The 23,858-nt window shown below is 52.7% G+C and carries 22 protein-coding genes; 7 read left to right on the top strand and 15 right to left on the bottom strand.

The genetic code is table 11. The features are described from left to right. Window positions 1–78: 78 nt before the first annotated feature. Window positions 79–906, bottom strand: a complete 828-nt coding sequence (locus OO017_RS12150; RefSeq protein WP_266052765.1) for a cyanophycinase — start codon at window positions 904–906, stop codon at window positions 79–81. Window positions 907–1,459: 553 nt separating this feature from the next. Here OO017_RS12150 and OO017_RS12145 point away from each other — a divergent pair. The 3 genes from OO017_RS12145 to OO017_RS12135 are packed head-to-tail and all read left to right on the top strand — an operon-like array spanning window position 1,460 to window position 2,053. Then, window positions 1,460–1,627 (top strand): hypothetical protein, encoded by a 168-nt coding sequence (locus tag OO017_RS12145; RefSeq protein WP_266052764.1) that lies wholly within the window; start codon window positions 1,460–1,462, stop codon window positions 1,625–1,627. 56 nt (window positions 1,628–1,683) lie between these two features. Beyond that, complete coding sequence (locus OO017_RS12140; RefSeq protein WP_266052763.1) at window positions 1,684–1,848, top strand: hypothetical protein; 165 nt, start codon at window positions 1,684–1,686, stop codon at window positions 1,846–1,848. A 31-nt stretch (window positions 1,849–1,879) separates the two neighbouring features. Beyond that, window positions 1,880–2,053 (top strand): hypothetical protein, encoded by a 174-nt coding sequence (locus tag OO017_RS12135; protein WP_266052762.1) that lies wholly within the window; start codon window positions 1,880–1,882, stop codon window positions 2,051–2,053. Window positions 2,054–2,110: 57 nt separating this feature from the next. Here the strand turns inward: OO017_RS12135 and OO017_RS12130 are convergent, their stop codons facing one another. Continuing rightward, window positions 2,111–2,692: a hypothetical protein gene (locus tag OO017_RS12130; protein WP_266052761.1), complete on the bottom strand. Its 582-nt coding sequence runs from the start codon at window positions 2,690–2,692 to the stop codon at window positions 2,111–2,113. A gap of 189 nt (window positions 2,693–2,881) precedes the next feature. Here OO017_RS12130 and OO017_RS12125 point away from each other — a divergent pair, with 189 nt between their 5' ends. Beyond that, window positions 2,882–4,828 carry a S9 family peptidase gene (locus tag OO017_RS12125; RefSeq protein WP_266052760.1) on the top strand — a complete coding sequence of 649 codons (1,947 nt, stop codon included), beginning with the start codon at window positions 2,882–2,884 and terminating at the stop codon, window positions 4,826–4,828. A gap of 54 nt (window positions 4,829–4,882) precedes the next feature. Here the strand turns inward: OO017_RS12125 and arfB are convergent, their stop codons facing one another. Next, window positions 4,883–5,296, bottom strand: coding sequence for an alternative ribosome rescue aminoacyl-tRNA hydrolase ArfB (arfB, locus tag OO017_RS12120; protein WP_266052759.1), 414 nt, complete (start codon window positions 5,294–5,296; stop codon window positions 4,883–4,885). 114 nt (window positions 5,297–5,410) lie between these two features. Here arfB and OO017_RS12115 point away from each other — a divergent pair, with 114 nt between their 5' ends. Together OO017_RS12115 and OO017_RS12110 are read left to right on the top strand one after the other, a co-directional pair. Next, on the top strand, window positions 5,411–6,322 hold the full coding sequence (locus OO017_RS12115; RefSeq protein ID WP_266052758.1) for an alpha/beta fold hydrolase: 912 nt from the start codon (window positions 5,411–5,413) through the stop codon (window positions 6,320–6,322). 127 nt (window positions 6,323–6,449) lie between these two features. Beyond that, window positions 6,450–7,529, top strand: coding sequence for a site-2 protease family protein (locus OO017_RS12110; RefSeq protein ID WP_266052757.1), 1,080 nt, complete (start codon window positions 6,450–6,452; stop codon window positions 7,527–7,529). An 85-nt stretch (window positions 7,530–7,614) separates the two neighbouring features. Here the strand turns inward: OO017_RS12110 and OO017_RS12105 are convergent, their stop codons facing one another. The 12 genes from OO017_RS12105 to OO017_RS12050 all read right to left on the bottom strand — a co-directional run bounded on the left by OO017_RS12105 (window position 7,615) and on the right by OO017_RS12050 (window position 22,232). Then, window positions 7,615–9,387, bottom strand: a complete 1,773-nt coding sequence (locus OO017_RS12105) for a hypothetical protein (protein ID WP_266052756.1) — start codon at window positions 9,385–9,387, stop codon at window positions 7,615–7,617. Between the two features lie 12 nt (window positions 9,388–9,399). Next, on the bottom strand, window positions 9,400–9,900 hold the full coding sequence (locus OO017_RS12100; protein ID WP_266052755.1) for a DUF1905 domain-containing protein: 501 nt from the start codon (window positions 9,898–9,900) through the stop codon (window positions 9,400–9,402). A 435-nt stretch (window positions 9,901–10,335) separates the two neighbouring features. Next, window positions 10,336–12,492 carry a DUF4175 family protein gene (locus OO017_RS12095; protein ID WP_266052754.1) on the bottom strand — a complete coding sequence of 719 codons (2,157 nt, stop codon included), beginning with the start codon at window positions 12,490–12,492 and terminating at the stop codon, window positions 10,336–10,338. Then, window positions 12,493–13,986, bottom strand: a complete 1,494-nt coding sequence (locus OO017_RS12090) for a BatA domain-containing protein (protein ID WP_266052753.1) — start codon at window positions 13,984–13,986, stop codon at window positions 12,493–12,495. Between the two features lie 342 nt (window positions 13,987–14,328). Next, the gene (locus OO017_RS12085) at window positions 14,329–15,222 is read right to left on the bottom strand and encodes a DUF58 domain-containing protein (RefSeq protein ID WP_266052752.1); all 894 of its coding nucleotides are present in this window, start codon (window positions 15,220–15,222) and stop codon (window positions 14,329–14,331) included. After that, the gene (locus tag OO017_RS12080) at window positions 15,219–15,731 is read right to left on the bottom strand and encodes a hypothetical protein (RefSeq protein ID WP_266052751.1); all 513 of its coding nucleotides are present in this window, start codon (window positions 15,729–15,731) and stop codon (window positions 15,219–15,221) included. The genes OO017_RS12085 and OO017_RS12080 overlap by 4 nt, the downstream gene beginning before the upstream one ends. 11 nt (window positions 15,732–15,742) lie before the next feature. Continuing rightward, entirely contained in the window at window positions 15,743–16,282 is a 540-nt protein-coding gene (locus OO017_RS12075) for a hypothetical protein (protein ID WP_266052750.1), read from the bottom strand. Between the two features lie 137 nt (window positions 16,283–16,419). Beyond that, entirely contained in the window at window positions 16,420–17,415 is a 996-nt protein-coding gene (locus OO017_RS12070) for an AAA family ATPase (protein ID WP_266052749.1), read from the bottom strand. 78 nt (window positions 17,416–17,493) lie between these two features. Beyond that, window positions 17,494–18,111: a DUF4159 domain-containing protein gene (locus tag OO017_RS12065; protein ID WP_266052748.1), complete on the bottom strand. Its 618-nt coding sequence runs from the start codon at window positions 18,109–18,111 to the stop codon at window positions 17,494–17,496. Window positions 18,112–18,492: 381 nt separating this feature from the next. Continuing rightward, entirely contained in the window at window positions 18,493–19,809 is a 1,317-nt protein-coding gene (locus OO017_RS12060; RefSeq protein ID WP_266052747.1) for a TldD/PmbA family protein, read from the bottom strand. A 32-nt stretch (window positions 19,810–19,841) separates the two neighbouring features. Then, window positions 19,842–21,488 (bottom strand): TldD/PmbA family protein, encoded by a 1,647-nt coding sequence (locus OO017_RS12055; protein WP_266052746.1) that lies wholly within the window; start codon window positions 21,486–21,488, stop codon window positions 19,842–19,844. Window positions 21,489–21,734: 246 nt separating this feature from the next. Next, the gene (locus OO017_RS12050; protein ID WP_266052745.1) at window positions 21,735–22,232 is read right to left on the bottom strand and encodes a septal ring lytic transglycosylase RlpA family protein; all 498 of its coding nucleotides are present in this window, start codon (window positions 22,230–22,232) and stop codon (window positions 21,735–21,737) included. Between the two features lie 338 nt (window positions 22,233–22,570). Here OO017_RS12050 and OO017_RS12045 point away from each other — a divergent pair, with 338 nt between their 5' ends. After that, window positions 22,571–23,479 (top strand): DUF72 domain-containing protein, encoded by a 909-nt coding sequence (locus OO017_RS12045; protein WP_266052744.1) that lies wholly within the window; start codon window positions 22,571–22,573, stop codon window positions 23,477–23,479. Window positions 23,480–23,858 lie beyond the last annotated feature (379 nt).

Genomic DNA, 23,858 nt, shown 5'->3' with positions numbered 1-23,858 from the left:
CGGAAGGTTGGCTTCAGCCAAGCATTCCGCAGCAGCCTTGCTCCTTTTAGGGAGGGCTTAGCGCGTAGCAAGTATAAATTAACCAGGCACTACTGCCTTGCCAGGCTCCTGTGGCACCGACTGGAACAAGTGCTCGCGCAGGCAATAGCGGTAGCCGTGCACCAGTAGGTGCATCTTCAGGTTTTCAACGGCTATCGGTTCATTCTCGTCTACCTCTCGGGTGTTTGAGAATCGTATCTCGCTGGCATCTATTATCGTCACCACACCCGGCCCGAACACCTCTACCTGGTCACCCTGTTTAATAATAATGCCCGTCTCTTCGCTCAGTCCTATACCCACATACTCGGGGTCGTGGGCAACGGCATGGGCCAGGCGGCCGAAACGGCCCCGCTCCGCGAAGTGGGTATCTATGTAAATATTTTTGATAAAGGAGCAGCCCCGGGTGGTTTTCATTTCGCCTTTTATAAGGGAGTAATGGCCATAGCCGTCGTAGATCATGCTGTCTGACATGATGGCCGCGCCAGCGCTGGTGCCAGAGATGATGATGTTCTCGGTGCGGTAGCGGTGGCGCATCAGGCGTAGCAGTTCCGTATCGTTCAGGAAGCCGGCCAGCCGCACCTGGTCGCCGCCGGTAAAGAACACAACATCAGCCTTTCCTATTCGCTCCAGGTACTCCGGCTTATCGGCCGGGTTGCGCTCATCTATGTGCATAAAGCGCACATTATGGCAGCCCATTTCTTCAAAAGCCTCTTTGTAAGCCTTGCCAGACTCTTCGGGTGTTCTGGTGGCCGTGGCAATTACTTCTATATGCGAGGTAATAGCACAGATTTCGGAGTGGATAAGCTTGAGCAGCCCTTCGTCGTCTCCTCCGCCCAAAGCTATTAGTGTTCCTTTTACTGATTCCATAGGTGCATCTACACTTAAATTGCTTTCTTATACTACAGAAATCCGAATCTGGTTGATTTGTTCCGGCAACCTGGAAAGTATGCGTTGGCTATAGCACTGATTTGCAGCTAAAAACAACCGGCGCCACCTCTCATGCTTTAGTGCTTGTACGTGGCACCCGCAACAGAGGCGCTCCCCATCTTAAACCCTCTTCACGAATGGCTGGTCCATGCTGTCTCCGGATAGCTGCTGTTATACTTAAGCAAAGGGTTTCTGAAACGGCAACGTAATTATTATCTACTCAGCAGGTTGTGCTGCTGCAGGAGAGATAAAAAAACTGTCCGGTGCCGTACAGCAAAGTGTACGGCACCGGACAGTTTTCATCGCGCTGCACCCATCACAAATCCACATAATCAGCTGTAAATCAATAACTTATTTAGTTTGGCACACAACATGTATTAGCTGAATCAGAAATAAAAAAATTTATAGCATCCCAAGCAACCATATGACTTAAGTTGCTATCTATTAATACAGAAACTGAAAAGAAATCGAAAACCAATTAATACTTACTACTATGAAAATCGTGATCGTAATCCTCGCATTAATGACTGGCATGGGAGCCTCTATCAAACAATCAGCAAAAGAAATGGAGCAAGTTAAAAAGCGCCTGGAGCTGAACGAGTACAAAAGCTACCCTAACCTGTTGCCAGAGGTTGAGATCGTTGCCCCGGCTATTAAGTAAGGCACCGCTCCTCCTAAAACTAAATCAGTCCCTAAAACACCAAACCAAATAAAACCATGAAAATCGTAATCCTAATCTTCGTAATCCTGTTGGCCGTTGGCGCCACAATTAAAAACTCAGCCAACGAAACAAAAAAAATCAGTGAGCGCCTGGAGCTTAACAAGTACAAATCGCAGCCTAACCTGTTGCCTGTGGTAGAGATTGTCGCCACCCGCGCCTAAGGTTTGATGCATCAGCAAAAGAAATAGAACTATGAAGACCCTGTTCCTGATCATCGCTGTACTTGTAGGCTTATACCTTGCCGGCAAAGATTTGCTTCGGGATGTGATGCCTACCACTGATTGCCCCACACAAGTGGCTGCGCGCCAGCAGTTGCTTGCTACTGCCCCTGCACCAGCCTCAGCCTATACTTACACCATAGGCTGAGGCCTTGGTTATACCTCTTTTGAATAGTGGCCTTCTGTGTTAAAAGCATAGCTGAGGCTACTGGTTATTCTTATTCTTGAAGATATCAAGTATGCGGGGCTTCTGCTCTTCCTGCTTGCGGTTCTTCCTTCGCCTGTCATCGTCGTCGTCGCCCTGCCTGCCAAACGGCCATATCTTCTTTTTCTCTTTTTTCTCCTTCACGATAACATAGCGTATAGACACGCCGGAGGAAAGGTGCACCCAGTCGTCGTGGTTGATGTGCACGGCCGGTTTTACGTCGGCGGCGAGCAGGAAGGGTAAACCGTTCACCTTGTATTCGACCCCCAGGATACCGTCCACACCGGTAAAAACGCCGCTGTCTTTCAGGTTGCCTATGTGGCCGCCCGCGCCCAGGTAATAGTTAAAGCGCTTGCCAAGTATGGGCCGGTGCCACTCGTATAGCACGGTGCCGCTGTACTCGCGTGAGCCTACCTGCACGATGCCCTCCAGGGTGCCCTTCTCGTGCAGCTTCTGCTGCACGCTCACGCCAAAGCGGTCGCTCTCCAGGCGCACGCCGGCTGCTGTTCTATACTTCTGCGCCTCGGCGGCCATACTTAGCCCGCCAAGCAATACCATCAACAAGAGTAATCTCTTTATCATAAACAACGGTGAAATTTCTGGTGCTGTTGCTGCAAATACCTTACCTAACGCGGCAGGGGCCTAAAGATAAAGTATAAACAGGAGAAGCCCGCCATGCTATTTTACTTCCTCAGCGGCAGCGGCTGTTTGTTTTTCAACTGGATTTCAGTAGATTAACTTCTTCTTAGCGCACCTTAAAACTATAAAAACATGAAAAAAATCTTCGCCTGGGCACCTGCTGCCTTTGCCGTGGCAACCCTGCTTGCCGGATGCCAGAACACTACATCTGTCGAGAACCAGACAACCGAGCCGGTGGTGCAGACCTACACCATTGAGCAGTTTATGAACACCACCTCCATTACGGGAAGCGATTTCTCGCCCGACAACTCCAAGATCCTGTACTCCAGCAACCAAACCGGGGTGTACAATGCCTTTGAGGTGCCGGTAACGGGAGGGGAGCCGCGCCAGCTTACCAACTCAACGGACAACTCGGTGTTTGTGATATCTTACTTCCCGAAAGATGAGCGCATTTTATACTCCAGCGACAAGGGCGGCGATGAGATTACGCACCTGTACGTGCGCAACACCGATGGCACCACCAAAGACCTGACGCCGGAGCCAAAGGCCAAGGCAAGCTTTGCAGGATGGAGCCACGACCAGAACAGTTTCTTCTTCCTGTCTAACAAGCGCGACCCACGGTATTTCGACCTGTATGAAATGGACCTGCAAACGCTTTCGCCCAAGCTGGTGATGCAGAACGAGCAGGGCCTCGATGTGGCAGCCATCTCCCGCGATAAGAAGTACATCGGGCTGGTGAAAAGTATAAACACCAACAGTAGCGACATGTACCTGTACAACACTGCCACAAAGCAACTGAAGAAACTGACCGACCATAAGGAAGACATCAAGTATGCGCCCGAGGCATTTACCCCGGACGGCAAGCAGCTATACTTCCTGACCGATGAGGGCGGCGAGTTTATGGAGCTGAAGAGCTATGACATCGCCACAGGCAAAACCGCGGATGTGGAGAAGGCCGACTGGGATATCCAGTACACTTATTTCTCCCGCGACGGCAAGTATAGGGTGACCGCCATCAACAACGATGCCCGCACCGAGGTGAAAGTATACGACACGGCAACAGGCAAGCAGGTGCAGCTACCCAATGTGCCTGCCGGCGATATAACCGGGGTGAACTTCTCGGACGATGAGAACCTGATGGCTTTTTACGTGAACAGCCCCACCTCCTCCAGCAACCTCTACGTGCACGACTTCCGGAATAACAAGACCACACAGCTAACGGACACCATGAACCCGGAAATCAACCCCGAAGACCTGGTGAAAACCGAGGTGATCCGCTACGAGTCTTACGACGGCCTGAAGATACCGGCCCTGCTGATGAAGCCCAAGAATGCCAGCGCAGACAACAAAGTGCCTGCCGTACTTTGGATACACGGCGGCCCGGGCGGACAGACACGCCTGAACTACAGCCCGCTGATGCAGTACCTCGTAAACCACGGCTACGCGGTGCTGGCGGTGAACAACCGGGGCAGCTCCGGCTACGGCAAAACCTTTTTCGCGGCCGATGACCAGAAGCACGGCGACGTGGATCTGAAGGACGTGATAGAAGCCAAGAAATACCTGACCGAAACAGGTTATGTGCAGGAAGACAAGATTGGCATTATGGGTGGCAGCTACGGCGGCTATATGGTGCTGGCGGGGCTTGCCTTTACGCCGGATGAGTTTGCCGTGGGCGTGAACCTGTTTGGGGTGGCCAACTGGCTGCGCACGCTGCAAAGCATACCGCCATACTGGGAATCATTCAGGGAGGCACTGTACAAGGAGATGGGCAACCCCGAAACGGATTCCGCCGCCCTGTACAACAAATCGCCGCTGTTCTTTGCCGATCAGATCAAGAAGCCGCTGATGGTGCTGCAGGGAGCCAACGACCCGCGTGTGCTAAAGGTAGAGTCGGATGAGATTGTGGAGGCCGTAAAGAAGAACAACGTGCCGGTGGAGTATGTGGTGTTCGACGACGAAGGCCACGGCTTTGTGAAGAAGGAGAACCAGATAGAGGGCTACAGCGCCATCCTCACGTTCCTGGACACGCACCTGAAAGGCAAGGATACAAATGCCTCTTCCGGCGCAGGCACTGAGTAAGTATAAAACAGGGCAGGCGGCACCCTTGCCGCCTGCCCATACTTTTGCTAGTTGCTAATGGTTGCCGCGTAAGCCCCGGCTGGCCTTTTTCTCAGACTGCTTCTTCTTGCTTTCCAGCCTACGCCGAACGCTGGAGCGGGTAGGTTTGGTGGCCTTGCGCTTCTTCTGGCGGGTTAGCGCCTGCCGCAGCAGTTCGTAGAACCGCTGCACGCACAGCTCCTTGTTCTGCAGCTGGCTGCGCTCGGTCTGGCACACCACCTGCAGGTATCCCTCGCTGTTAATGCGGTTGCCCAGTTTCTCCTGCACCAGCGCCTTCTCCTCCTCTGAGAGCAGCTCCGAGCTCTCCACCTGAAACCGCAGCTCCACCTTGGTGTTTACCTTGTTCACGTTTTGTCCGCCGGCGCCGCCGCTCCGCGATGCCTGAAACTGCAGCTCCCGCTCAAACCCTCTGCCCTCTAAATTATTCATCCTCTGTTAGTAAAAAATATCCTCTTAATAATGTAATTTTACACCTGTGATACCAGCCCTGTGCGGCGTTTACGAGCGACAGCGGCTAAAGCTACTTTAACTACTCTAAAAATTATGAAAAAAACATTTCTCGCGGCGCTGTTTATACTTGGCAGCCTGCTTCCAGCCCTAAGCCAGGCGCAGCAAAAACAGTTCTTCTTTACCACCTCCGACAGCGTGCAGCTGTATGTGCGCATAGCCGGCGAAGGCAAGCCCTGTCTGTTCATTCACGGTGGCCCCGGCTCCTGGCCCAAATATTTCTATGCCCTTGGCGGCGATGTGGTGGAGCAGGACCTGCAGATGGTCTACGTGGACCAGCGCGGCTGCGGCCGTTCTGGTGGTTCTGATAGAAACGACTACTCCCTGGCCCGCATGGTGCAGGATTTTGAGGAGCTGCGCCAGTACCTGGGTTATGACAAGTGGCTGCTGATGCCGCACTCTTTCGGGGGCACCATGGCAACCGAATACGCCTACCAGCACCCGCAGCAGGTGCAGGGGCTCATCTATGTAAACAGCACCCTCAACATCAACAACTCTTTGGAGAGCTACGTGAACGAAGGCGCGCGCTTCCTGCAGGTGCCGGTGTCAGAGCTACGGAAGCCGGGCGAACCGGTGGGGCAGGCGCTGGGCGGCGTGGTGCAGAAACTGAACGAGCAGGGGTTGATGTACAAAATGATGTACCGCGACAAAGCCATGTTCGATGCCATGAACGCCGTGATGGACACTACCCTGAACTGGCAATTCGGCTCCAAGGTGTGGGGCTACGAGGAGTATGGCCAGGACTTCACTGCCAAAACCGCAAGTATAAAGCTGCCGGTGCTGGTGTTTTCGGGCAAGTATGATTACTCCATTGGGCCGGAGCATTATAAAACATTTAAATTTCCCAAAGCCAGCTACCGTGTGATGGAAACCGGCCACTGCCCTTACCAGGAGCAGCCGGAGCAGTTCCGGAAGCATGTGAAGGCTTTTGTGGCAAAGCTCAATTAAGCAGGAAATACCTCATATCTGCCGGGGCCGGTTACTGTAAAAGTAGCCGGCCCCGCTCGTTTTAGAACACCGTGAACATTAGCCTTGTGCTATGCGTTAATTTACTGTACACTAACGCATAAAGCCGATGAAATGGTCGCTGAACTTAGGCAGGGTGGCAGGTATAAAAATACTGGTACACTGGACATTTGTGCTCTTGCTGGGATGGGTGGCTTTTACCGAGGCGCAGCGCGGCAGCGATGCAGCAACTATACTGCTGGCCATCGGGTTTATACTGGCTGTTTTCTTATGCGTGGTGCTGCACGAGCTAGGTCACGCCCTCACGGCGAAACACTACGGCATCAACACCAAAGTAATCACCTTACTGCCTATCGGCGGTGTAGCCAGCCTGGAGAAGATGCCCGAAAAGCCCAAGCAGGAGCTGCTGGTAGCCTTAGCCGGCCCTGCCGTTAACGTCGTGATTGCATTTATACTTTGGATGGTGCTCCCCTCGCTGCAGGGTGTGCCAGCAGAGGAGTTTTTTATGCGCATCACGCCTGCCAATTTCCTTTATCTGCTGCTTTTTGTGAATGTGGTGCTGGTGCTGTTTAATGCCATCCCTGCCTTCCCGATGGATGGTGGGCGTGTGCTGCGGGCGCTGCTGGCCTTTAAGCTGGGCCGCGTGCGGGCTACCCAGATTGCGGCCAACCTGGGGCAGTTGCTGGCCATTTTCTTCGTGTTCATAGGCTTTTTCTATAATCCCTTCCTTATTCTGATAGGGGCTTTTGTCTTTTTCGGGGCTTATTCTGAGAACATGGTGGTGCAGCACCTCGACTTTTTGCGCGGCCACAGCGTGCGCGAGGGCATGATGACCAACTTCGTGACACTTACCCCAACCAACACCGTGCGCGATGCCCTTAACAAGCTGCTCACCGGCTCGGAGCATGAGTTTATTGTGGAGGATGAAGGTGTGGTGGTGGGCACCCTTACCCGCTCACAGCTGATACAGGCGGTAAAAGAAGAGCAGATGGAAACTCATGTGGCCAAGGTCATGTCGGCGGAGGTGAAGACCTTTAATGTGCAGGATAAACTCTCCGAGGCCTATACCGAGCTGCAGAAAACCCGCGTTCCGCTGTACCCTGTACTTGAAAACGGCCGCCTGGCCGGAGTTATCAACACCGATAACATCAACGAGTTTATTATGGTAAAGTCTGCCCTGATGCATTGATGGTTGTTGATTATTCGCTGTTCGTTCTGCGGATATCATAAGTCATCATCTGCCAGAGCTGTGGCTTTTTACCTCTCCGGGATTTCTAAAATTTCTCTTCGAGCCACAGAAACGCACTACTCAGGGCAAACAACACGAAGAACCAGATCAACGGCAGCGGCTCCGTTTTAAAAGCTACAGCGGCCCCGGCAGGATTTATACTTTGGTGTGTGGCAAAAGCCTGCGTGGCGGCCCGTCGGGTGGCTACACTTTCAAACTCCCAATCAGAGGTATCCTGCACATAGAAAAAGTATGGCGCGGCATTAGCGGTTTCTACTTTATGCCAGCCGCTGCTGCGCGGCCAGAAAGTGGCGCTATACTTTTCAGGCTGATACACCTGCTGGGCAAGCGGCAGGTTTATACTTGTAGAGTCCGCCAGGTTGGTAACGGTGGCGGTTGGGGCGGTGGCTAAAGTATAATCTGTGAAGGAAAGAACAGCCGGCTGGTTAGGGTGCGGTGCCTGCGGTTTTTCCAGTTGCCAGAACTTCTCTTTTACCTGCTCTTTAGCGATGGCTGATAAAAGGGCAGCCCAATAGCTGGCGTATACTTTGTCTTTGCCCTCCAATACCCACGGGAAGGTTTGCGGCAGGTAACTTAGGGCCACTTTTCCCCAGCCGGCTTTTTTAGCGCCAGCCAGCAGGCTGTTGCCCTGCTCTGCGATTAGGCCCGTAACGGCGGTAGTGTTGGCTAACGTGTAAGGCGCTGCCGAGGCGGTGTTTGCCTCGCGGCCAGGCCACTCGGCGCGGGTGCTGCGCGTATCCTGCTGCGAGAGGCGCTTGCCCTGGAAGTCCGTAAAAAAGCTGGCGCTGCGGCTATTGGCTGGCTCGGTGGCGATGGTGAGCACCCCCAGGCCATCTTCCGTCACGGCGCGCTGCAGGGCTGCTCGTTGCCCCGCACTCATGCTTTGCAGCGCTTGTGGCTCGGTTATCACCACATCAAACTGCTGTAATAGTTTAGGGGTGATGCGGCTAAGGTCGGTTTTGGGCATGTTGAGCCACTCGCTCTGGCTGATATCCTTGCTCACGCTGGCCCGGAAAGCGACCCGGTGCTGTTGCCCGGCCAGATGGTTTTTCAGGAACTTAAACTCGAAAGACGGTGCGGAGGAAAGCAGCAGTATGCCCAGTTGTTGGTGCGGCGTTACCTGCACCGGCACCTGGCCCAGCGTATCGTTCCCGGCCAGTAAAGTATAAGTATGGCGGCCCTGCACGTTGGGTGTGTAGCGAAGCCGAAAGGTATGGGTGCTGTCTGCTGCCAGTTCTACAGAATCCCGGGCCTTGCCGGCGACATGCAGGTATAGCTTTATACTTTCCTTTTCTGAGGTATACTTTCCGGCCACCTCCACGGCTTCGCCCAGCTTTATACTTTGGGGCCAGCTTACCGACCGTACACCGGCCTGGGCGGGAGTGAGGTGAGGCTTTAGCTGAAGTTGCTTTAGCTGCTCCAGTTCCTCGTGCTGCAACCCATAGCCTAGCACGTGCACTGTTTCCAGGCCTGGCTGCAACTGCCGCAGCTCTGCCATTGAGCTTATTGCCTTTGCCTCCGATGCAGTTTGATACGCATACACCTGCGGCTCCGCCTCCAGCTTTTGCAGCACGGCTTCCAGCGAATCTGCCTCGAATCCCTCGGTTAAAAGTATGGCGGTGCCGGGGCTAATGGCCTGCTGCGTAACAGGCGGGAAAACCAGCAGCACCAGGCTCACGCCCGCCACGACACTGGCCAGCAGCCGCCACGCCAGCCGCTGCCGGTTAGGCCGACGCCAGGCCAGCCACAGCAGTAGCAGCACAATAGGTATAGCCAGAAGCCAGTAAGGTTGCATCATACTTTTTTCAAATTAGCGCGGGGGCAGCCCCAGCATGGCCCGGAAGTTCTCCTTGCCCTCCGGTAGTTTCTTCAAATTCTCAATAAGGGTAATGGCCCTGTTTACGCGCAACTGCGGACTCTTCACAGCCGACACATGGTTGAGCATGTAGCGCTGCATACCCGGTTTGAGCAGCAGGAAACGCCTGTTCCCTTCCTCATCCTGCCGCAGCAGTTCCTCTATTTCTTCTGGTATTTCGGTACCATATGGGCTATCATCCTTTTCCAGCGTAATAGTTACCGTGTCGTGCAGCTTTACCCCGAGCTCCTGCATGCGTTTTTTGCTGATGTTAATGTAGGCTTTGCCTTCGCCGAGTGCCATCAACCCACACTGAAAGGTGAGTTTTTGGTTGACGTTGCAGTGCAGGCGTATGTTTAAGGTGCCGAGTTGCTGTACCACTTCCTGCGGCACTTCCAGGTAGTGCATACCGGGCAAATGCTGTAGCAGGCCGATGTGGGTTTTAAACTGGATCATTTGTTGGTTCTGTTAATCATTTTCTGGCATTGAACAGGGTGTATATACTTAGCCGCTGCTTTCTGTAGCTTGACACAAGCAATCCTCCCCAGCTTCTGTTGATCCGCAGTCTTACTTGCCTATCGTTTCATTTCTACCCTTGGTGCGCTCTAGCCCGCGAGGGCTCGTCTTCCCGCATCGCGCTGTGTACATTTCCTTTGCTCCTGACGTCGCAATTTCGCTAAAGCGAAACCGGAAATCTACAAGGCGCTCAACGTGAAGACTGGGATCAGTTCTCGATAGCCACTGCTAACGGAGCTTGAATCGAACTCCCCTCCTTAGCCAAGGAGGGGCAGGGGTGGCTGGATAATCGTTTTCTGAAATTCCCCTCTCGGGAGGGGCCAGGGGTGGGTTAATCGTTCCCTAACTCGATACTCAGAACTCAGCACCCACAACTCACTTAAGCTGCTCCATATACTCCCTTGCCAACTTGCTCCTGACCGTCTGCTGCGGCTGTGGCGTTTGCGCTGCCGGTGGCAACAGATCAACCCAAGCCTTTTCCACAGAAACCAGGCACGAGCTGCACAACTTCTCCCCACGCTGCATTTCTGAAATTATTGTCCTTATATCCTGAAGCGCTTTTAAATTGCTGCCGGGTTTAGTGAACGACTGCTGCGCCAGTTCCTGACCCGCTTTCTCCAGCAAAGCCGCATCGGCTGGTTTATACTTGCCGCTCTGTTTGTACTTTGCCAGCCATTGCAGCGCCGTACGCGTGTTTGGCAGTTGCTTTTCGGCTTTAATGGTCCTGCTTTCCGATGGCGCGGTAATTTTGTTCAGCTCCCCCGAGAGGCGCAGTTCGGGTTCTTTAAGCGGTGGCGCTTCAAAACCGGTTTTGGCCACATAAGCCCGCTGCGACTGCTGCACCTCTTTCAGCATGCGCAAGGCTTTGTACTCGTAAGGCAGGGCTTCTTTAGGCTTATGCGTGCGCAGGCGCAGTTCGGCTTCCCACATCTGGGCCAGCGCTCCCTTTAGCTTGGCTTTGGTGGCGGGCTCAAAGAAGGTCGCTTCGCCTTCCTGGTCGTGCTTGTGCATGTAAGGGTCTAGCAGGGCTTCTGGGCTGTTCTTATCTGCAAATTCCTCGTGGTCATGTCCGTCACCTTCGTAGTGCCCTTCCTCACCCTCCGGTATACCGCCTCCCGGACCGATGCCGCTTTCAAACTCTTCGCCCAGGAACTTGCCATAGCGCAGGCGCAGCAGCTTTTGGTCGACGCCCAGGTTGTTGGAGCGCTCCTCAAACACAGACCTGCTAATGTTCTTCTGCTCCTTCAGTAGTTTTTCTGTATCGATGATGATCTGGCGCTGGCTGCGGAAATACTCCGGCACCGGGTTCACGCCCATCGACATATCAAAGCTCGACTCCACGATGGCGGTGTCCTCGATCTGCACAAAGTATGTTTCGGAGCGGGTGTAGCCACGGTGGCGGTCCCAGGCCTGCAGGTAAAAGTATAGCTCGTCGCCGTAGGTCATGCCCAGTTTCTGCAGGTCCAAGGTTTGCTTTACCGTGTAGTTTTTGGCGCTGCCACTCAGGTTCAGGTTGATTTTTTCTTCCCGGAATTTCACAGCCTCGCCGGTTCCCTTTGCCACGGTGGCGATCATGTTGGCCTCCCGGATGCCGTAGTCGTCGGTTAGCTGAGCCTGTAGCGTTACGCGCTGCGGCTGGCCAAACAATACCTCGGTATACTGCTCCGGCTTCTGAATTTGTATAGTCGGAGCATTGTCAGGGATAATCTCTAAAGTATAAAAAGCAGATTTTTGCCCGTTCAGGTTGATGGTGTAGAGCCCTGCGGCGGTAAAGCTGCGCGACAATGAATAGCTGTTGCCTTGCTGCTTAAAGTTGATAGGCTTTTGCTCGTTCACTTCGAGTTGCAACTGTGCGGGTTTGTTCGTGCTGATGCGCCAGGTAACGGTAGCACCCTCTTCAACACGCAGGTTAGGGCTCTCGGCGCGGTAAGCGCCTTTGCCTGTGTAGGCCGGCGGAGAAACAGATATCAAGATATTCTCAATTTTAGCGGCCGTATCGGCAGCGGCAACCGGCGCATCCGGAAAGTCAACTTTTATACTTTCGGGCTCAGTTGAGACAAGCGGAGCAGCAGGCAAATATAAAATCCCTACCGACAACAGCAGCGCCAGCCCCAGGAAAGTATAGGTGGCGGTGCTACGCAGGGTAAACGTCTTATCCTGCTCCGGGTGAAGCTGCTGCAAAGCCTCCGAAACGCGTTGCTGCTGTAGCTTTTGCAGCAGGTTGGCTGGCTCGTGCAGCAACAGCTCGGTACTGTCCTGAAGTTGCGGATACTGCCGGTTGAGGTGGCGGGCCACTTGCTGCAATGTGGTACTAGAAACAGCTCTCCATCGAAGTATAAAGTATAAGATGGCGCAGGCAAGTATAGCAATGGCGGTGAGTGCCAGCACAGGTGCCTCAAATTTCCAGCGCCAAAGTATAGCCGTGCCCAAAAGTATTGCCGCCACAGCCTGCAGCGCATACAGCCACAGTTTCGCCTGCACGTACTGCCTGCGAATGCGTTGGAGGATATGGATGCTCTCTGGTAAGGCCATTTATACTTTGCTGCGCCTGTTGGCGATTAGTCTCTCTATCAAAAATAAAACAAAGGCGGCCAAAACAAACCACTTCAGCAAATGCGTTTGGGTTGATTCCGTGGTGGTTTCTGCCGTCGCCTGTACCCGGTTCGCTGGCAGCAATTGCCGCTCATCTATAGCCCGGTAATCATACGTTGCATCAGGCTCAGGCAGGAGCAAAGGCAACAATAGCTCCGGTAGCTGCGCGCTTTGCCCCAGTTCGCTCCAGGCCGGGCCAAACCCACTCCGGAAAGTATAAATCTTGCCTCGGCCCATCGTTTTCACTAAGAGCAAAGGCTGACCGTTTGCCGTGGTCCAAAGCTGGCGTTGCTGTGCTGGCTCAAGCTGATTTACCTGATGCACTTTTATACTTGTGCCGCCTGTGCCCGCCAAAGTAGTGATCGTTTTCTGTGGTTCCTGCCCCTGTTGTACCCACACCTGTAAGCCTTGCTTTACCTGTTGGTTTATACGTTGCGGTACCTCCTCGTTCCTTAGCCAAAACACCCAGTTCGCGCTGGTTGTGTCGGAGCTGATGTGAATGGGCAGGCTCGTGTAGCTGCTGATGGCCTGCAAAGCCGCTTTGATGTAACGCGCTTCTGTCTGTTGTGCCTCGCTGGAAAGTATGGCTACCTGCAGCGGTTCGGTCTGTACTTTTACCTTGCTGCTGTTGCCTCCGGTGGAAGCTATTAGCGTACCCTGCTGGCGCTGAAGTTGCAGCTGCTGGTTGCCGGACAAGTTTATACTTTGGGTTGATGTGGCCGTTTTATACTTGCTGTAAGTGATGCCCTCGCGGGAGCTGTGGCCAAGTATGAGCAGTATGCTGTCGGGGGAGGTTTGGATAGCCGCCTGCAGCCAGTTTATACTTGCCTCGGTAGCCACCGGAATCCAGCGGATATGCTGGGGTATCGTTTCGGGGCGGGTTCCTGAAAAGTATTGCTGCTGGTCGGAGGTGAAAAGCCAGACGCTGTCCTGCGGTAATTTATACTTTGCAGCCAGGGCCTGCGAGAGGCTCCAGTAGTTTTCGTGGCTTACCAGGGTGCTGTCCTGCGTGCGACTGCGGATCTGTTGCCACGCCTCCTGCGGTATCTGCCTGAAATCGGAAGTATAAGTATGCAACGCATAGCCGCGCTGCAGCAGCGAGTCGATAGTGGGTGTGATGGGCTTGAGCGCAGAAGTGTAAAGTAGCTCCTGCCCAACAAATACCGCTTTGGCACCTTTGGGCTTTTGCAGGTCGTGCACCCAAACCGGCTGTGCCAGCGCCACGGCCAGAAGTATAAGTATAAGGCAGCGCAGCACCAGAAGCCAGAAGTTGTTTAGCTTGATACTACTCCAGCGGTTACTCGCCGAGGCCTCCAGCCAGCGCAGACTGCCCACCTTCACCGTCTTCCCCTGCCGTTTATTCCACAGGTGAATGGCAATCGGGATAAGTATAGCCGATGCTGCGAAAAGCCAGTATGGTGCTAGAAAGCTCAAGTTATAGTTAAGAGTTAAGAGTTAAAAGTTATGAGTTTGTGGAGCGGTTAACCCACCCTAACCCCTCCCTAGAGGGGAATCGGGATCGATTGTCATCCCCTACCCCCTTCTTTGTCGAGGGGCCTTACGCCCAAGGGGGACTTTTTCTGTTTTTGTAATCTTATATTCTTACTGCCGCAAGTTTTCAACTTGTGGCTTGCATTGATGTTGAGTTTGTAACTCAACTGGGCCAGAGGCCCAAACTATAGCTGGTCATGAGCGAGGACGCTCGCGCCATGAATATCTTTATCATACAAAACACCTATCAACAATTATTCACTCAATCACTCATTCAAAATTAAACTACCCATACAGCATCCGTTTCTGCAAGAACGTTCTTAGCGCCTTGTCCAGCGGTTCGTCGGTTACGAAGCGGTTGTAGGCGATTTGGTGGTTGCGCATGTCCTTTTCTGTTTCCTGAAGCCATTCTTGTTGTTTGGCTAAATAAACCTGCCTTTGCACAGCGCTGTTTACCTGTAGCGTCTGCCCTGTTTCTAAGTCCTCGAAGGTGAGGGTGCCGGTGTAACTAAACTCCAGTTCGTTGCGGCTCATCAGGTGAATCAGCAGCAGTTCGTGACCTTGCGCGCCCAGCTTAAACAGCAGGTCTTTTATCTCACTTTCATGCTCATACAAATCCGATAGGAAAACGGTCAGTTCTTTCTGCCGCCTGTCGGCAAACAGGTTGGCGGCCACCTCCATGCCTGGAAACTTACCCTGCGGCTTTACCTCCGCCAGCTGGTGCCAGAAGCGCTGCAGGTGCATGTTATCAGAGCGCGGCGTCAGGTTGATGAGTTGGTTCTCGTGCAGCACGTACAGCCCCACCGCATCGCCCTGCGTGGTGGCCAGGTACGCCAGCGAGGCCACCAGAAACCGCGCATAATCCATTTTGCTGATGCCGTTCACATCCTCATGTGCCATTGAGGCGCTGCCATCCAGTATAAACCGCACCGTGATGTTGGTGTCTACTTCGGCTTCGCGGATGTAATAGCGGTCGGAGCGGGCAAACATTTTCCAGTCGAGCTGGCGCAGGTCGTCGCCGGGTTGGTAGCTGCGGTATTGGCTAAACTCCAGCCCCGCCCCACGCCGCACACTCTGGTTCTGCCCCGCCAAAAAGCCCTCCACCACCGTTTTAGCCAGCAGCGGCAGATCTTTTATGGTAGCCAGTACCTTCGGGTCGATGAATTTGTGGGTGGTCAAGGTTGGGTAATTCTAAAAGGTTGCGCTTTTATTCTTGCCCCAAGTCCTTCTTGATAAAGAAAGTATGTTGTACAAAATTTTCCTTCAGAATTGGTTAACTTCTTCTTTTGCATTGAGTAACCTTTGCCATTTAGATAGTTAAGCAATAGTATGTTTTTTACTTCTAACTCCTCATCAAACTCAAGGTTAACCGGGAAATTATTTTCATTTGGATTTGGAGTGTGGATGTAAATGGCATCTTCTCTACTATCATTTTCATCGATTTCGATCCAGAACTGATAATCTTTAGGGTAAACTGATAACTTTTCTTTAACAAGCTCAGCTAGTTCAAAAAGAGCATCTAAATGCTGCTTTCGCGATTTCCAAGATATGTTGCCTAAGCCTAGATCATCAATATGTAAATGGTATAAGTCAAACCAAGATTGATCAGCACCACTAAAGTCTAGGGCCTCTGGCAGCTTCTGTTGTTTTAAATTTTCAAAATACCTTCTTAGCCCTCTATTTTTCATATAATTTGAATCTACACCAAACTTTGCCGCAACTTTAAATCCACCAGTTCCGCTTCAATAGCAGCCTCATCAAGTATAACATCTACCCCGCCGATTAACTCCTCACGTACTTTGAGCATGTACTTTTGAGTGTCGGTGTAGAGCACGATGGCGGCGTCGTAGTGGATGGCTTCGTCAAACTCCTGGTTCCAGTCTTGGTACACCTCTATCATCAGCACTTGCGACGACAGCACCTTTATCTCGGAGCAGAGCCCAGACTGCAGCAGTTTTTCTTTGCGAAGCGGCACTTTGCTTTCCTCTATCTCGAAGCCATAGTAGGTTGTTGAGGATCTGGAAGACAGCTTGTAGTCGGCGCTGATGTTGATGAAGCTCTGGTCGCCCCGGTTGGTTTTCAGGCCGATGGCAAATTCCGGAGCCCAGTACAGTATGTTAGTACCGGATGCTTCTACCTTTATCGTGTCTGTAAAGAAATAGCAGATGCGCTCTCCCAGCATCTTCCGCAGGAGGTTGGTTCCTGTTTCCGTCAGCTTTACAATGTCCGTCTCTTCCATCTGTTTCTGCTTTTGTTTTACAAATAGTATAAGCGAGTCTGGAGACTCGCGCCCACCCTACGTCACGGGTTAGATACCCGCGCCAGGTATTTTAACTCCCCTCCTTTGATAAGGAGGGGTAGGGGTGGTTGGATAGTCTATACCAGTACCTCTTTCGGCAGCTTTATACTTTGCAGCAGCTCATCTACCACTCTGTCAGGAGTGATGCGCTCTGCTTCGGCGGCGAAATTTACCAGCACGCGGTGGCGCAGCACGGGGTAGGCCATGGTAGTGATATCCTCCACGGTCACGGCGAAGCGGCCGTGCAGCAAGGCTCTGGCTTTGGCGGTAAGTATAAGTGCCTGCCCGGCTCTCGGGCCTGCTCCCCAGCGACAATACTGTTTTATAAAGTCTATACTTGTGCTGTCGGGGCGGGTGGCGCGTACCAGTTGGTTTACAAAGCCCAGGAGTTCATCGCTTATGCTTACCTCGCGCACCAGTTGTCGCAGCATAAGCACTTCCTCTCCGCTGATGACAGGTTGTACCTGTGCCTGGCGTGTGCCGGTAGTGCTGGATAGTATGTTTAGCTCTTCCTGCTCGGTTGGATACTTTATTTTGATGTACAGCAGGAAGCGGTCCAGCTGTGCTTCTGGCAGCGGGTACGTTCCGGCCTGTTCTATCGGGTTTTGGGTGGCTAGCAGGAAAAAGGGCTTGGGCAGGAAGTATGTTTTTCCGGCGTAGGTTACTTCGTGCTCCTGCATGGCTTCCAGCAAGGCTGCCTGCGTTTTGGGTGGCGTACGGTTTATCTCGTCGGCCAGCACAATATTCGAGAAGATAGGCCCTTCGTTGAACTTGAAAAAGCGCTTGCCGGTGGCGTGGTCTTCTTCCAGTACTTCGGTACCAAGTATGTCGGTTGGCATCAGGTCCGGAGTAAACTGTATTCTCCGGAAACCTAAGTCCATGGCATTGCTCAGGGTGCGTACCAACAGGGTTTTAGCCAGGCCGGGTACGCCTTCCAGCAGGCCGTGTCCACCAGCCATCATGGTAATGAGCACCTCGTCGAGTACCTCCTCCTGGCCCACGATTATTTTCTGTATCTCCTGCTTTAGCTGTGGGAGCTTTGCCAGCAGGCGGTTTATGTCTTGTTCAGTCATTTTATACTTTGTGATGACTTTTGGTAGTATGTTTTTAGACGCTCGCAGGAGCTGCGCACGCTGCGAGGTCTGTAGTATTTAGCTCGTTAGCGCATACATGATGATGTTCACACCAAACTTCGTATTATCCTCGGCCAGCCAACGCTTGTTTCTAAAGTCGTAATCCCACTCACATCCGTAGTCTTTGTTGCTGTAGAGCACCGCAATGCGGCCATTTACTTCTATCGCCTTAAGGTAATCGTGCACCAGGTCATCGCCCCAGCCGTTTAGCTCGAAGCTGGTGGTGGGTGGGCCCTCCTCAAACGTGAAGAAACTGCGGTAGAGTTTGTGGTTATTCGGGATCTTCTTTAGCGCACCGGCTCCGAAAATCTGCCGCATCTGCTCCTCAAACGATTTAGCGAAAAGCCCGTCGATGTCGTGGTTGCAGTCGTCTACAAACACGAAGCCGCCGTTTTTCACGTAGGTCTCAAAGTTCTGCCGCTCCTTCTGGTTAAACTGCACCAGCTTATGCCCGCTCAGGTAGCTGAAGGGGTATTTGAACAACTCCGCGCTTTCCAACGACACCACCTTCTCCTGCTCGTTTACCGGCACTGTGGTGTACTGGATAAGCGAGTGCAGCAGGTTGCTGGGCATACGCGGGTCGGTATCCCAGTTGCCGGAGCGGTATTGCAGGCGCACGAAGGTGAAGGGTTGCACGGTGGGAGTTCTGAGTTTAGAGTTCTGAGTCTCGAGTGAGTTCTTATTTAGACTGTTACTTTATGAAAACGCTTAATTTTGACTCTCTTATAATGGATTCGAAAGCAATTATTCATCCGCTACAAAGGGCAGGGTTGTCAAGTTCTACTTAAAAACTTTTAAAATCTTCTGTCATTCTGATAAGAAACCTGTTGGAAGGGAGGTTAAGACTATACTACTAGCTACCAAGATCCTTTCAGGATGACAAAAAGCCAGAACATAACGGCCCTACCTTCCGAGGCGGATAATATTGCTTTCTCAACTTAAAAGGAAATAAGTATGAAAACAGATGCCGCACGCAGCGTTGCTGCATACGGCATCCAAAGTATAACTCAGCAGATTTTACACCGCATCTGATAAACTCGTGAACGTAAAGTCACGGACCTTCATGGGTGGTACCAGGCTGCCGTTGATGCGTTGCGGTTTGCCAAGAGCCTCCAGGTTGTTCAGCATGATCACCGGGCTCTCGTTGAAGCGGAAGTTCTTTACCGGGTACATGATCTTGCCATTTTCGATGTAGAAGGTACCGTCGCGGGTAAGGCCGGTGTAGAGCAGCGTTTGCGGGTCCACGGCGCGGATGTACCACAGGCGCGTTACCAGTATGCCGCGCTTGGTGCTCTTGATCATATCTTCCAACGACTGACTGCCACCTTCCATGATCACGTTGCCCGGAGGCGGAATAGAGGCCGAGCCTTTGTTCGAAGCCCAGTAGCGGGTGTTATACAGGTTCTTCACCACGCCTTTGTCTATCCAGGTCACTTTCTCCTGCGGACGGCCATCGCCGGCAAACGGAGCGGTCGGCACTTCAGGGTTTGTCGGGTCGGAGTAAACCGTGATGCGCTCATCTACCAATTTTTCGCCTACTTTTGTCTTGCCACCCGGTTTGCTCAGGAAGCTGCGGCCTTCTTCTGCGTTACGCTGGTCCATGTTAAAGAACATGTTGCGCAGCAGGTCTATGGATGCGGCAGGCTCAAGTATAACCGTATACTTGCCGGGCTCCAGGGCTTTGGCGTTGCGCGAGTTGGCTGCTTTCTCGGCGGCAATCTGCGAGGCCTTTCCGGTGTCCAGCTTGCTGGCATCAGAGAAGTCCTGGGTTACGTAGCCAGAGCCAGTACCATCTTCGGTGCGCATCGTTACCGAAAAATCAATGTCTGTAGACGGATGGTAGGCAAACAGCCCTTTGTTGTTCATTTTGGCGGTAAACCTGGTGTAGTGCTCTAGGAAACCGGCGGCCGTTAAACCTTTGTCGGAGGCGGCTTTTATACTTTTGGCGGCTGCCTCGGCGCGGTAGGCCGGGTCTATCTTTGCCGTGGAGTCGAAGTTGGCTTTGGTAGTGATGTACTTCTGCGGCCCCAGCAGCTCTACATACTCCGGGCTTTCCGGCGCCAGCTTCGCGATTTCCTCTGAGCGGCGGATCACCTTCTCCAGCGACTTATCGTCGAACTCGTTGATCGTGGCCACGCCCGAGCGCTTGCCGAAGCGCGATTCTACGGCCATCGACACGTTCTCTTCCGCGCCGCTGGTGGATACCTCGTTCCGGGCGTAACGGATGTTGCCACCCTCGTTGCCGCTAAGCGTTATCTCGCACTCATCGGCTTTCGAAAAACCCAGCGCTTTCTTCAGTATCGCCTGAGCTTGTTCTTTTGTTAATATTGCCATTTTAGTTAATGCTCAATTTGGAAAGTGAAAGACTAAATTTTGCGGGCTGTGTTGATCACGTTCACGCCGTTGAAGCGGGTGTGGGCAGAGCCGTGCGACACCGCGCTGATCTGGCTTGGCTGACCTTTGCCGTCGAAGAACGATCCGAACAGGCGGTAATCGCTTTCATCGCAGGAGCCGGCGCAAGAGTTCCAGAACTCCTGAGTGTTGCTCTGGTAAGCCACATCCTCCAGCATGCCCACAATTTTACCGTTCTTGATCTCGTGGAAGGTAGTGCCTCCGAACTGGAAGTTGTAGCGCTGCTGGTCGATTGAGTAGGAGCCGCGACCGGCAATGTAAATGCCTTTATCCACTCCACTTATCAACTTATCCACATCCATTTTCTCTTTGCCCGGTGCCAGCGATACGTTCGGCATGCGTTGGAACTGCACAGAGCTCCAGCTATCGGCATAGCAGCAGCCATGCGACTCCGGCTCGTTGATGATGTGTGCCTGATCGCGGATAGCCTGGTAATTCACCAGCACGCCATCTTTTATCAGGTCCCACTTCTTGGTCTTCACGCCCTCATCGTCCCACCCCACGTAGCCAAGCGATCCTTTCTGCGTTTTATCGGCAAAGATGTTCACCTTGTCAGAGCCATACTTAAAGCTCTTCGACTTCCACTTGTCCAGCGTGGCAAAGGACGTACCTGCGTAGTTGGCCTCGTAGCCCAGTACACGGTCCAGTTCCAGCGGGTGGCCCACCGATTCGTGAATGGTCAAGCCCAGGTGGTTCGGGTCCAGCACCAGGTCATACTTGCCAGCCATTACCGATTTGGCAGTCAGTTTCTCTTTTGCCTGCTTGGCGGCCAGGGCGGCATCCTCCAGCATATCGTAGGCGTAGCGGTAGCCATTCAGGCCGGTGCCCTCAGGTCCTTTTATCTTTTCGGATGCCTTCGGGATCATGTACTCATAGCCCATACCCATTGGGGCACTCAGCGCCTCGCGGGTTTTAAACTTTCCGCTAGCCTTATCTACAGCCGTTACGGTAAAGTTTGGCCAGATGCGGTGCACATCCTGGTCTATGTAAGAGCCCTCGGTAGAGGCGAAGTATTTCTGCTCGTTTACCTGGAACAGGGCGGAGTTAACGAAATTGGCGCCGTTGTCCATGGCGGCGGCATTGGCGGCCAGCAGCAGGTCGGCTTTCTCACCCACGGGCACCTCAAAAGCGTTCTTCTCGATAGGGGTTTTCCAGCTTACCTCGCCGAAGCCTTTTACAGGGGCCAGCTGCACCGGCTCTTTCTGTAGTTTGGAGTTGGCTTTGGCAATGGCCACGGCCTGCTCTGCGGCTTTGGCAACGCCTTTATCTGATACATCCGATGTGGCTGCAAAGCCCCAGGTGCCGTTTGCCAGCACACGCACACCAACGCCAAACGACTCGGCATTCACGATGTTCTGCACCTGCTTCTCGCGGGTAAAGATGTACTGTTGCAGGTAGCGGCCTATGCGCACGTCAGCATAGTTTGCGCCTTTCGACTTAGCTGTATTCAGGGCTACATCAGCCAGGCGCTTTTTTAGCGCAGTGTCAACAGTCTCCAGCGCCCTTTCCGGAGAGATAATATCGCCGAACACAGGAATGGATGGCAGCATTAGCCCGCCAAAACCCAGCGCCGAGAGTTCAAGAAAATTTCGTCTTTTCAAGGTGTAGTAAGGTTAGTTAAGTACAATGAGTTTTGTTTTGGTATCTTAAGTATAGCAATTCTATTTTGCTTCTCAAAGCACCACCACACCTTATAAGCTAAACGATAGGTTTTTATAGATGAAGCAAGTATACCTTTCTACCAAAAAGGCTATAAACAACAAAAGCGCAGGGCCTCTACAGGCACCGCGCTTCTAAAAAGTAAATTACTTCGAGAAATTTAAAAGGCTTTAGCAGCCTTGCCACCCCTACCTTTGGCTAAGCAGCATCCCCGTGTCTATACCGGAGTTAAGCTCATTTTTGGCAAAAGAAGGCACGTCGAAAGAAAAGCCGATGGCGGCAGCAAGCTCCGCCTTCGAGTCCAGCACCTCAACTTTAACATTGCCAATACCCTGGCTGTGGAAGTCGAGCTTGCGGGCAGCTGCCTCAGACACATCGATAATGCGGTCGCCTACAAAAGGGCCCCGGTCGTTGATGCGCAGGATTACCCACTGGTTGTTTTCGAGGTTGGTTACTTTCACCTTCGTGCCGAAGGGAAGTGTTTTGTGAGCGGCTGTCATGTCGTTCTTGTTGTAACGCTCGCCGCTGCTGGTTTTTCTGCCGTGGTAACGGCTGCCGTACCACGATGCCTCGCCTTTCAGTACTTTGGGCTGGCTAGAGTTGTTTTGTGCAAAAGTTGGTTGGCTAATGCCGACAAATAGAAAAATGATCAATGAAAAAATAAAGCACTTTCTATTCTGATTCATATCACTTAATAGTTGGTGAAGCCGCAAAATTACGGAATTTGTTTTTAAACGGAGCCTTTTACGCCATTATTGCGCCAAGGGTGTAGGGGGATATAGGCAGCACCGGTAAATTTGCCTTAAGTCTGCTAATGCGAAAATCGCTTTTTAAAGCACGTATGGCTATATTTTCATGTATCTGGAGCATAGAAAATAGCCTATAAAAAATAATTAGAAATTTTCTTTCGGCCAAGTAGATTTGGTCCAATTTTCGGCCAATTTTTACTGTAATTTGAGTGAGGCTGATACGTGGTTCCTGCTAATTTTGGCCTTGCACGTATAGTAATTTAAAGCATAAAACTATGGACTTTGGAAAGCTGCCCGACATCAGCCGCGTAGACTTTACGCTGCCCCCAAACCACCCCGACACGCTGCCGTTGCTGCAGCGCTCTGGGAGCTACATTAAACCGCAGGTATACGTGGGCCTGCCGGTGTGGGTAAACAAAGCCTGGGTGGGAAAATACTACCCTGCCGGCATGCCCGAGCGGGAATCGCTGCAGTGGTACGGCAAGCAGTTCAACACCATCGAGCTCAACAGCACGCACTACCACATCCCCAGCCCCGACACCATCGACCGCTGGCGAAACACGGTGCCGCGCGGGTTTAAGTTCTGCCCTAAGTTCCCACAACTTATCAGCCACGAAGCCGCCCTGCGCAGCACCCAGGATGTAACAGCGGCCTTTTGCTCGGCCATTGCGGGGCTGGAGGATAAGCTGGGAGAAGCCTTTCTGCAGCTGCCGCCATACTTTGCCCCCGCCCAACTTCCCGATCTGGAGGCTTTCCTTGCCTTTATACCGGAAAGTATACCTATCACCGTAGAGTTGCGCCACCCGGATTGGTTTACCGACAACGTGGCCAGCCTGGAGCTGTTTGAGGTGCTGGAGAAGTATAAAGTTGGCACTGTGCTTACAGATGTAGCCGGCCGCCGCGATGTGCTACACATGCGCCTCACCACACCTTCCGCCATGATCCGGTTCGTTGGCAACGGCCTGCATCCCACCGATTACACCCGCATCGATGCCTGGGTTGAGCGCCTGAAGAAGTGGTTTGAAAACGGTTTGCAGCAACTATACTTCTTCGTGCATGAGCCGGATAATACGCTTGCCCCGGAGCTGGAAACATACCTGGTGCAGCAGCTGAATGAAGTGTGCGGGTTTGACCTGAAGCCTCCAAAGAAGTTTGTGCAGCCTGTGCAGGGGGAGTTGTTTTAGGTTACCCCACCCCAGCTTTCCTCTAAAACAGGGGAGGGAGCTTCTGCAGGTGTAAACCCACCCCTAGCCCCTCCGAGGAGGGGAGTTTCACCTCTCCCCAACCCTCTCCTAAGAACAGGAGAGGGAGCCCGGCTCAAGCTCCGTCAGCGGTGGCTATCGAAAACTGTTCCCAGTCTTTCCGTTGAGCGCCTTGTGAGATCCGGTGCCACGATAGTGGCAGCGCCCTGGCGCGCGATGCGGGAAGACGAGCCTTCGCGGGCTTGAGCGCACCACTGCCAGAGATGCAACAATGGATTTGTAAGACTGAGGATGAACCGCAGAAAGAAAGGATAGCTTGTATCCGTTTACAGAAAGCAGGGGCTATGAAAGTATAAAAAGC

Origin of the sequence: Pontibacter anaerobius (assembly GCF_026241195.1) — a bacterium.
Taxonomy (GTDB): Bacteria; Bacteroidota; Bacteroidia; order Cytophagales; family Hymenobacteraceae; genus Pontibacter; species Pontibacter anaerobius.
The sequence above is the reverse complement of the archived record's forward strand: the minus strand, read 5'-3'. Positions and strand labels throughout refer to the sequence as shown.

Bases quoted from the DNA above. Each gene is read 5' to 3' on its own strand.
- OO017_RS12150 (WP_266052765.1), bottom strand. From the start codon at position 906: ATGGAATCAGTAAAAGGAACACTAATAGCTTTGGGCGGAGGAGACGAC.
- OO017_RS12145 (WP_266052764.1), top strand. From the start codon at position 1,460: ATGAAAATCGTGATCGTAATCCTCGCATTAATGACTGGCATGGGAGCC.
- OO017_RS12140 (WP_266052763.1), top strand. From the start codon at position 1,684: ATGAAAATCGTAATCCTAATCTTCGTAATCCTGTTGGCCGTTGGCGCC.
- OO017_RS12135 (WP_266052762.1), top strand. From the start codon at position 1,880: ATGAAGACCCTGTTCCTGATCATCGCTGTACTTGTAGGCTTATACCTT.
- OO017_RS12130 (WP_266052761.1), bottom strand. From the start codon at position 2,692: ATGATAAAGAGATTACTCTTGTTGATGGTATTGCTTGGCGGGCTAAGT.
- OO017_RS12125 (WP_266052760.1), top strand. From the start codon at position 2,882: ATGAAAAAAATCTTCGCCTGGGCACCTGCTGCCTTTGCCGTGGCAACC.
- arfB (WP_266052759.1), bottom strand. From the start codon at position 5,296: ATGAATAATTTAGAGGGCAGAGGGTTTGAGCGGGAGCTGCAGTTTCAG.
- OO017_RS12115 (WP_266052758.1), top strand. From the start codon at position 5,411: ATGAAAAAAACATTTCTCGCGGCGCTGTTTATACTTGGCAGCCTGCTT.
- OO017_RS12110 (WP_266052757.1), top strand. From the start codon at position 6,450: ATGAAATGGTCGCTGAACTTAGGCAGGGTGGCAGGTATAAAAATACTG.
- OO017_RS12105 (WP_266052756.1), bottom strand. From the start codon at position 9,387: ATGATGCAACCTTACTGGCTTCTGGCTATACCTATTGTGCTGCTACTG.
- OO017_RS12100 (WP_266052755.1), bottom strand. From the start codon at position 9,900: ATGATCCAGTTTAAAACCCACATCGGCCTGCTACAGCATTTGCCCGGT.
- OO017_RS12095 (WP_266052754.1), bottom strand. From the start codon at position 12,492: ATGGCCTTACCAGAGAGCATCCATATCCTCCAACGCATTCGCAGGCAG.
- OO017_RS12080 (WP_266052751.1), bottom strand. From the start codon at position 15,731: ATGAAAAATAGAGGGCTAAGAAGGTATTTTGAAAATTTAAAACAACAG.
- OO017_RS12075 (WP_266052750.1), bottom strand. From the start codon at position 16,282: ATGGAAGAGACGGACATTGTAAAGCTGACGGAAACAGGAACCAACCTC.
- OO017_RS12070 (WP_266052749.1), bottom strand. From the start codon at position 17,415: ATGACTGAACAAGACATAAACCGCCTGCTGGCAAAGCTCCCACAGCTA.
- OO017_RS12060 (WP_266052747.1), bottom strand. From the start codon at position 19,809: ATGGCAATATTAACAAAAGAACAAGCTCAGGCGATACTGAAGAAAGCG.
- OO017_RS12050 (WP_266052745.1), bottom strand. From the start codon at position 22,232: ATGAATCAGAATAGAAAGTGCTTTATTTTTTCATTGATCATTTTTCTA.
- OO017_RS12045 (WP_266052744.1), top strand. From the start codon at position 22,571: ATGGACTTTGGAAAGCTGCCCGACATCAGCCGCGTAGACTTTACGCTG.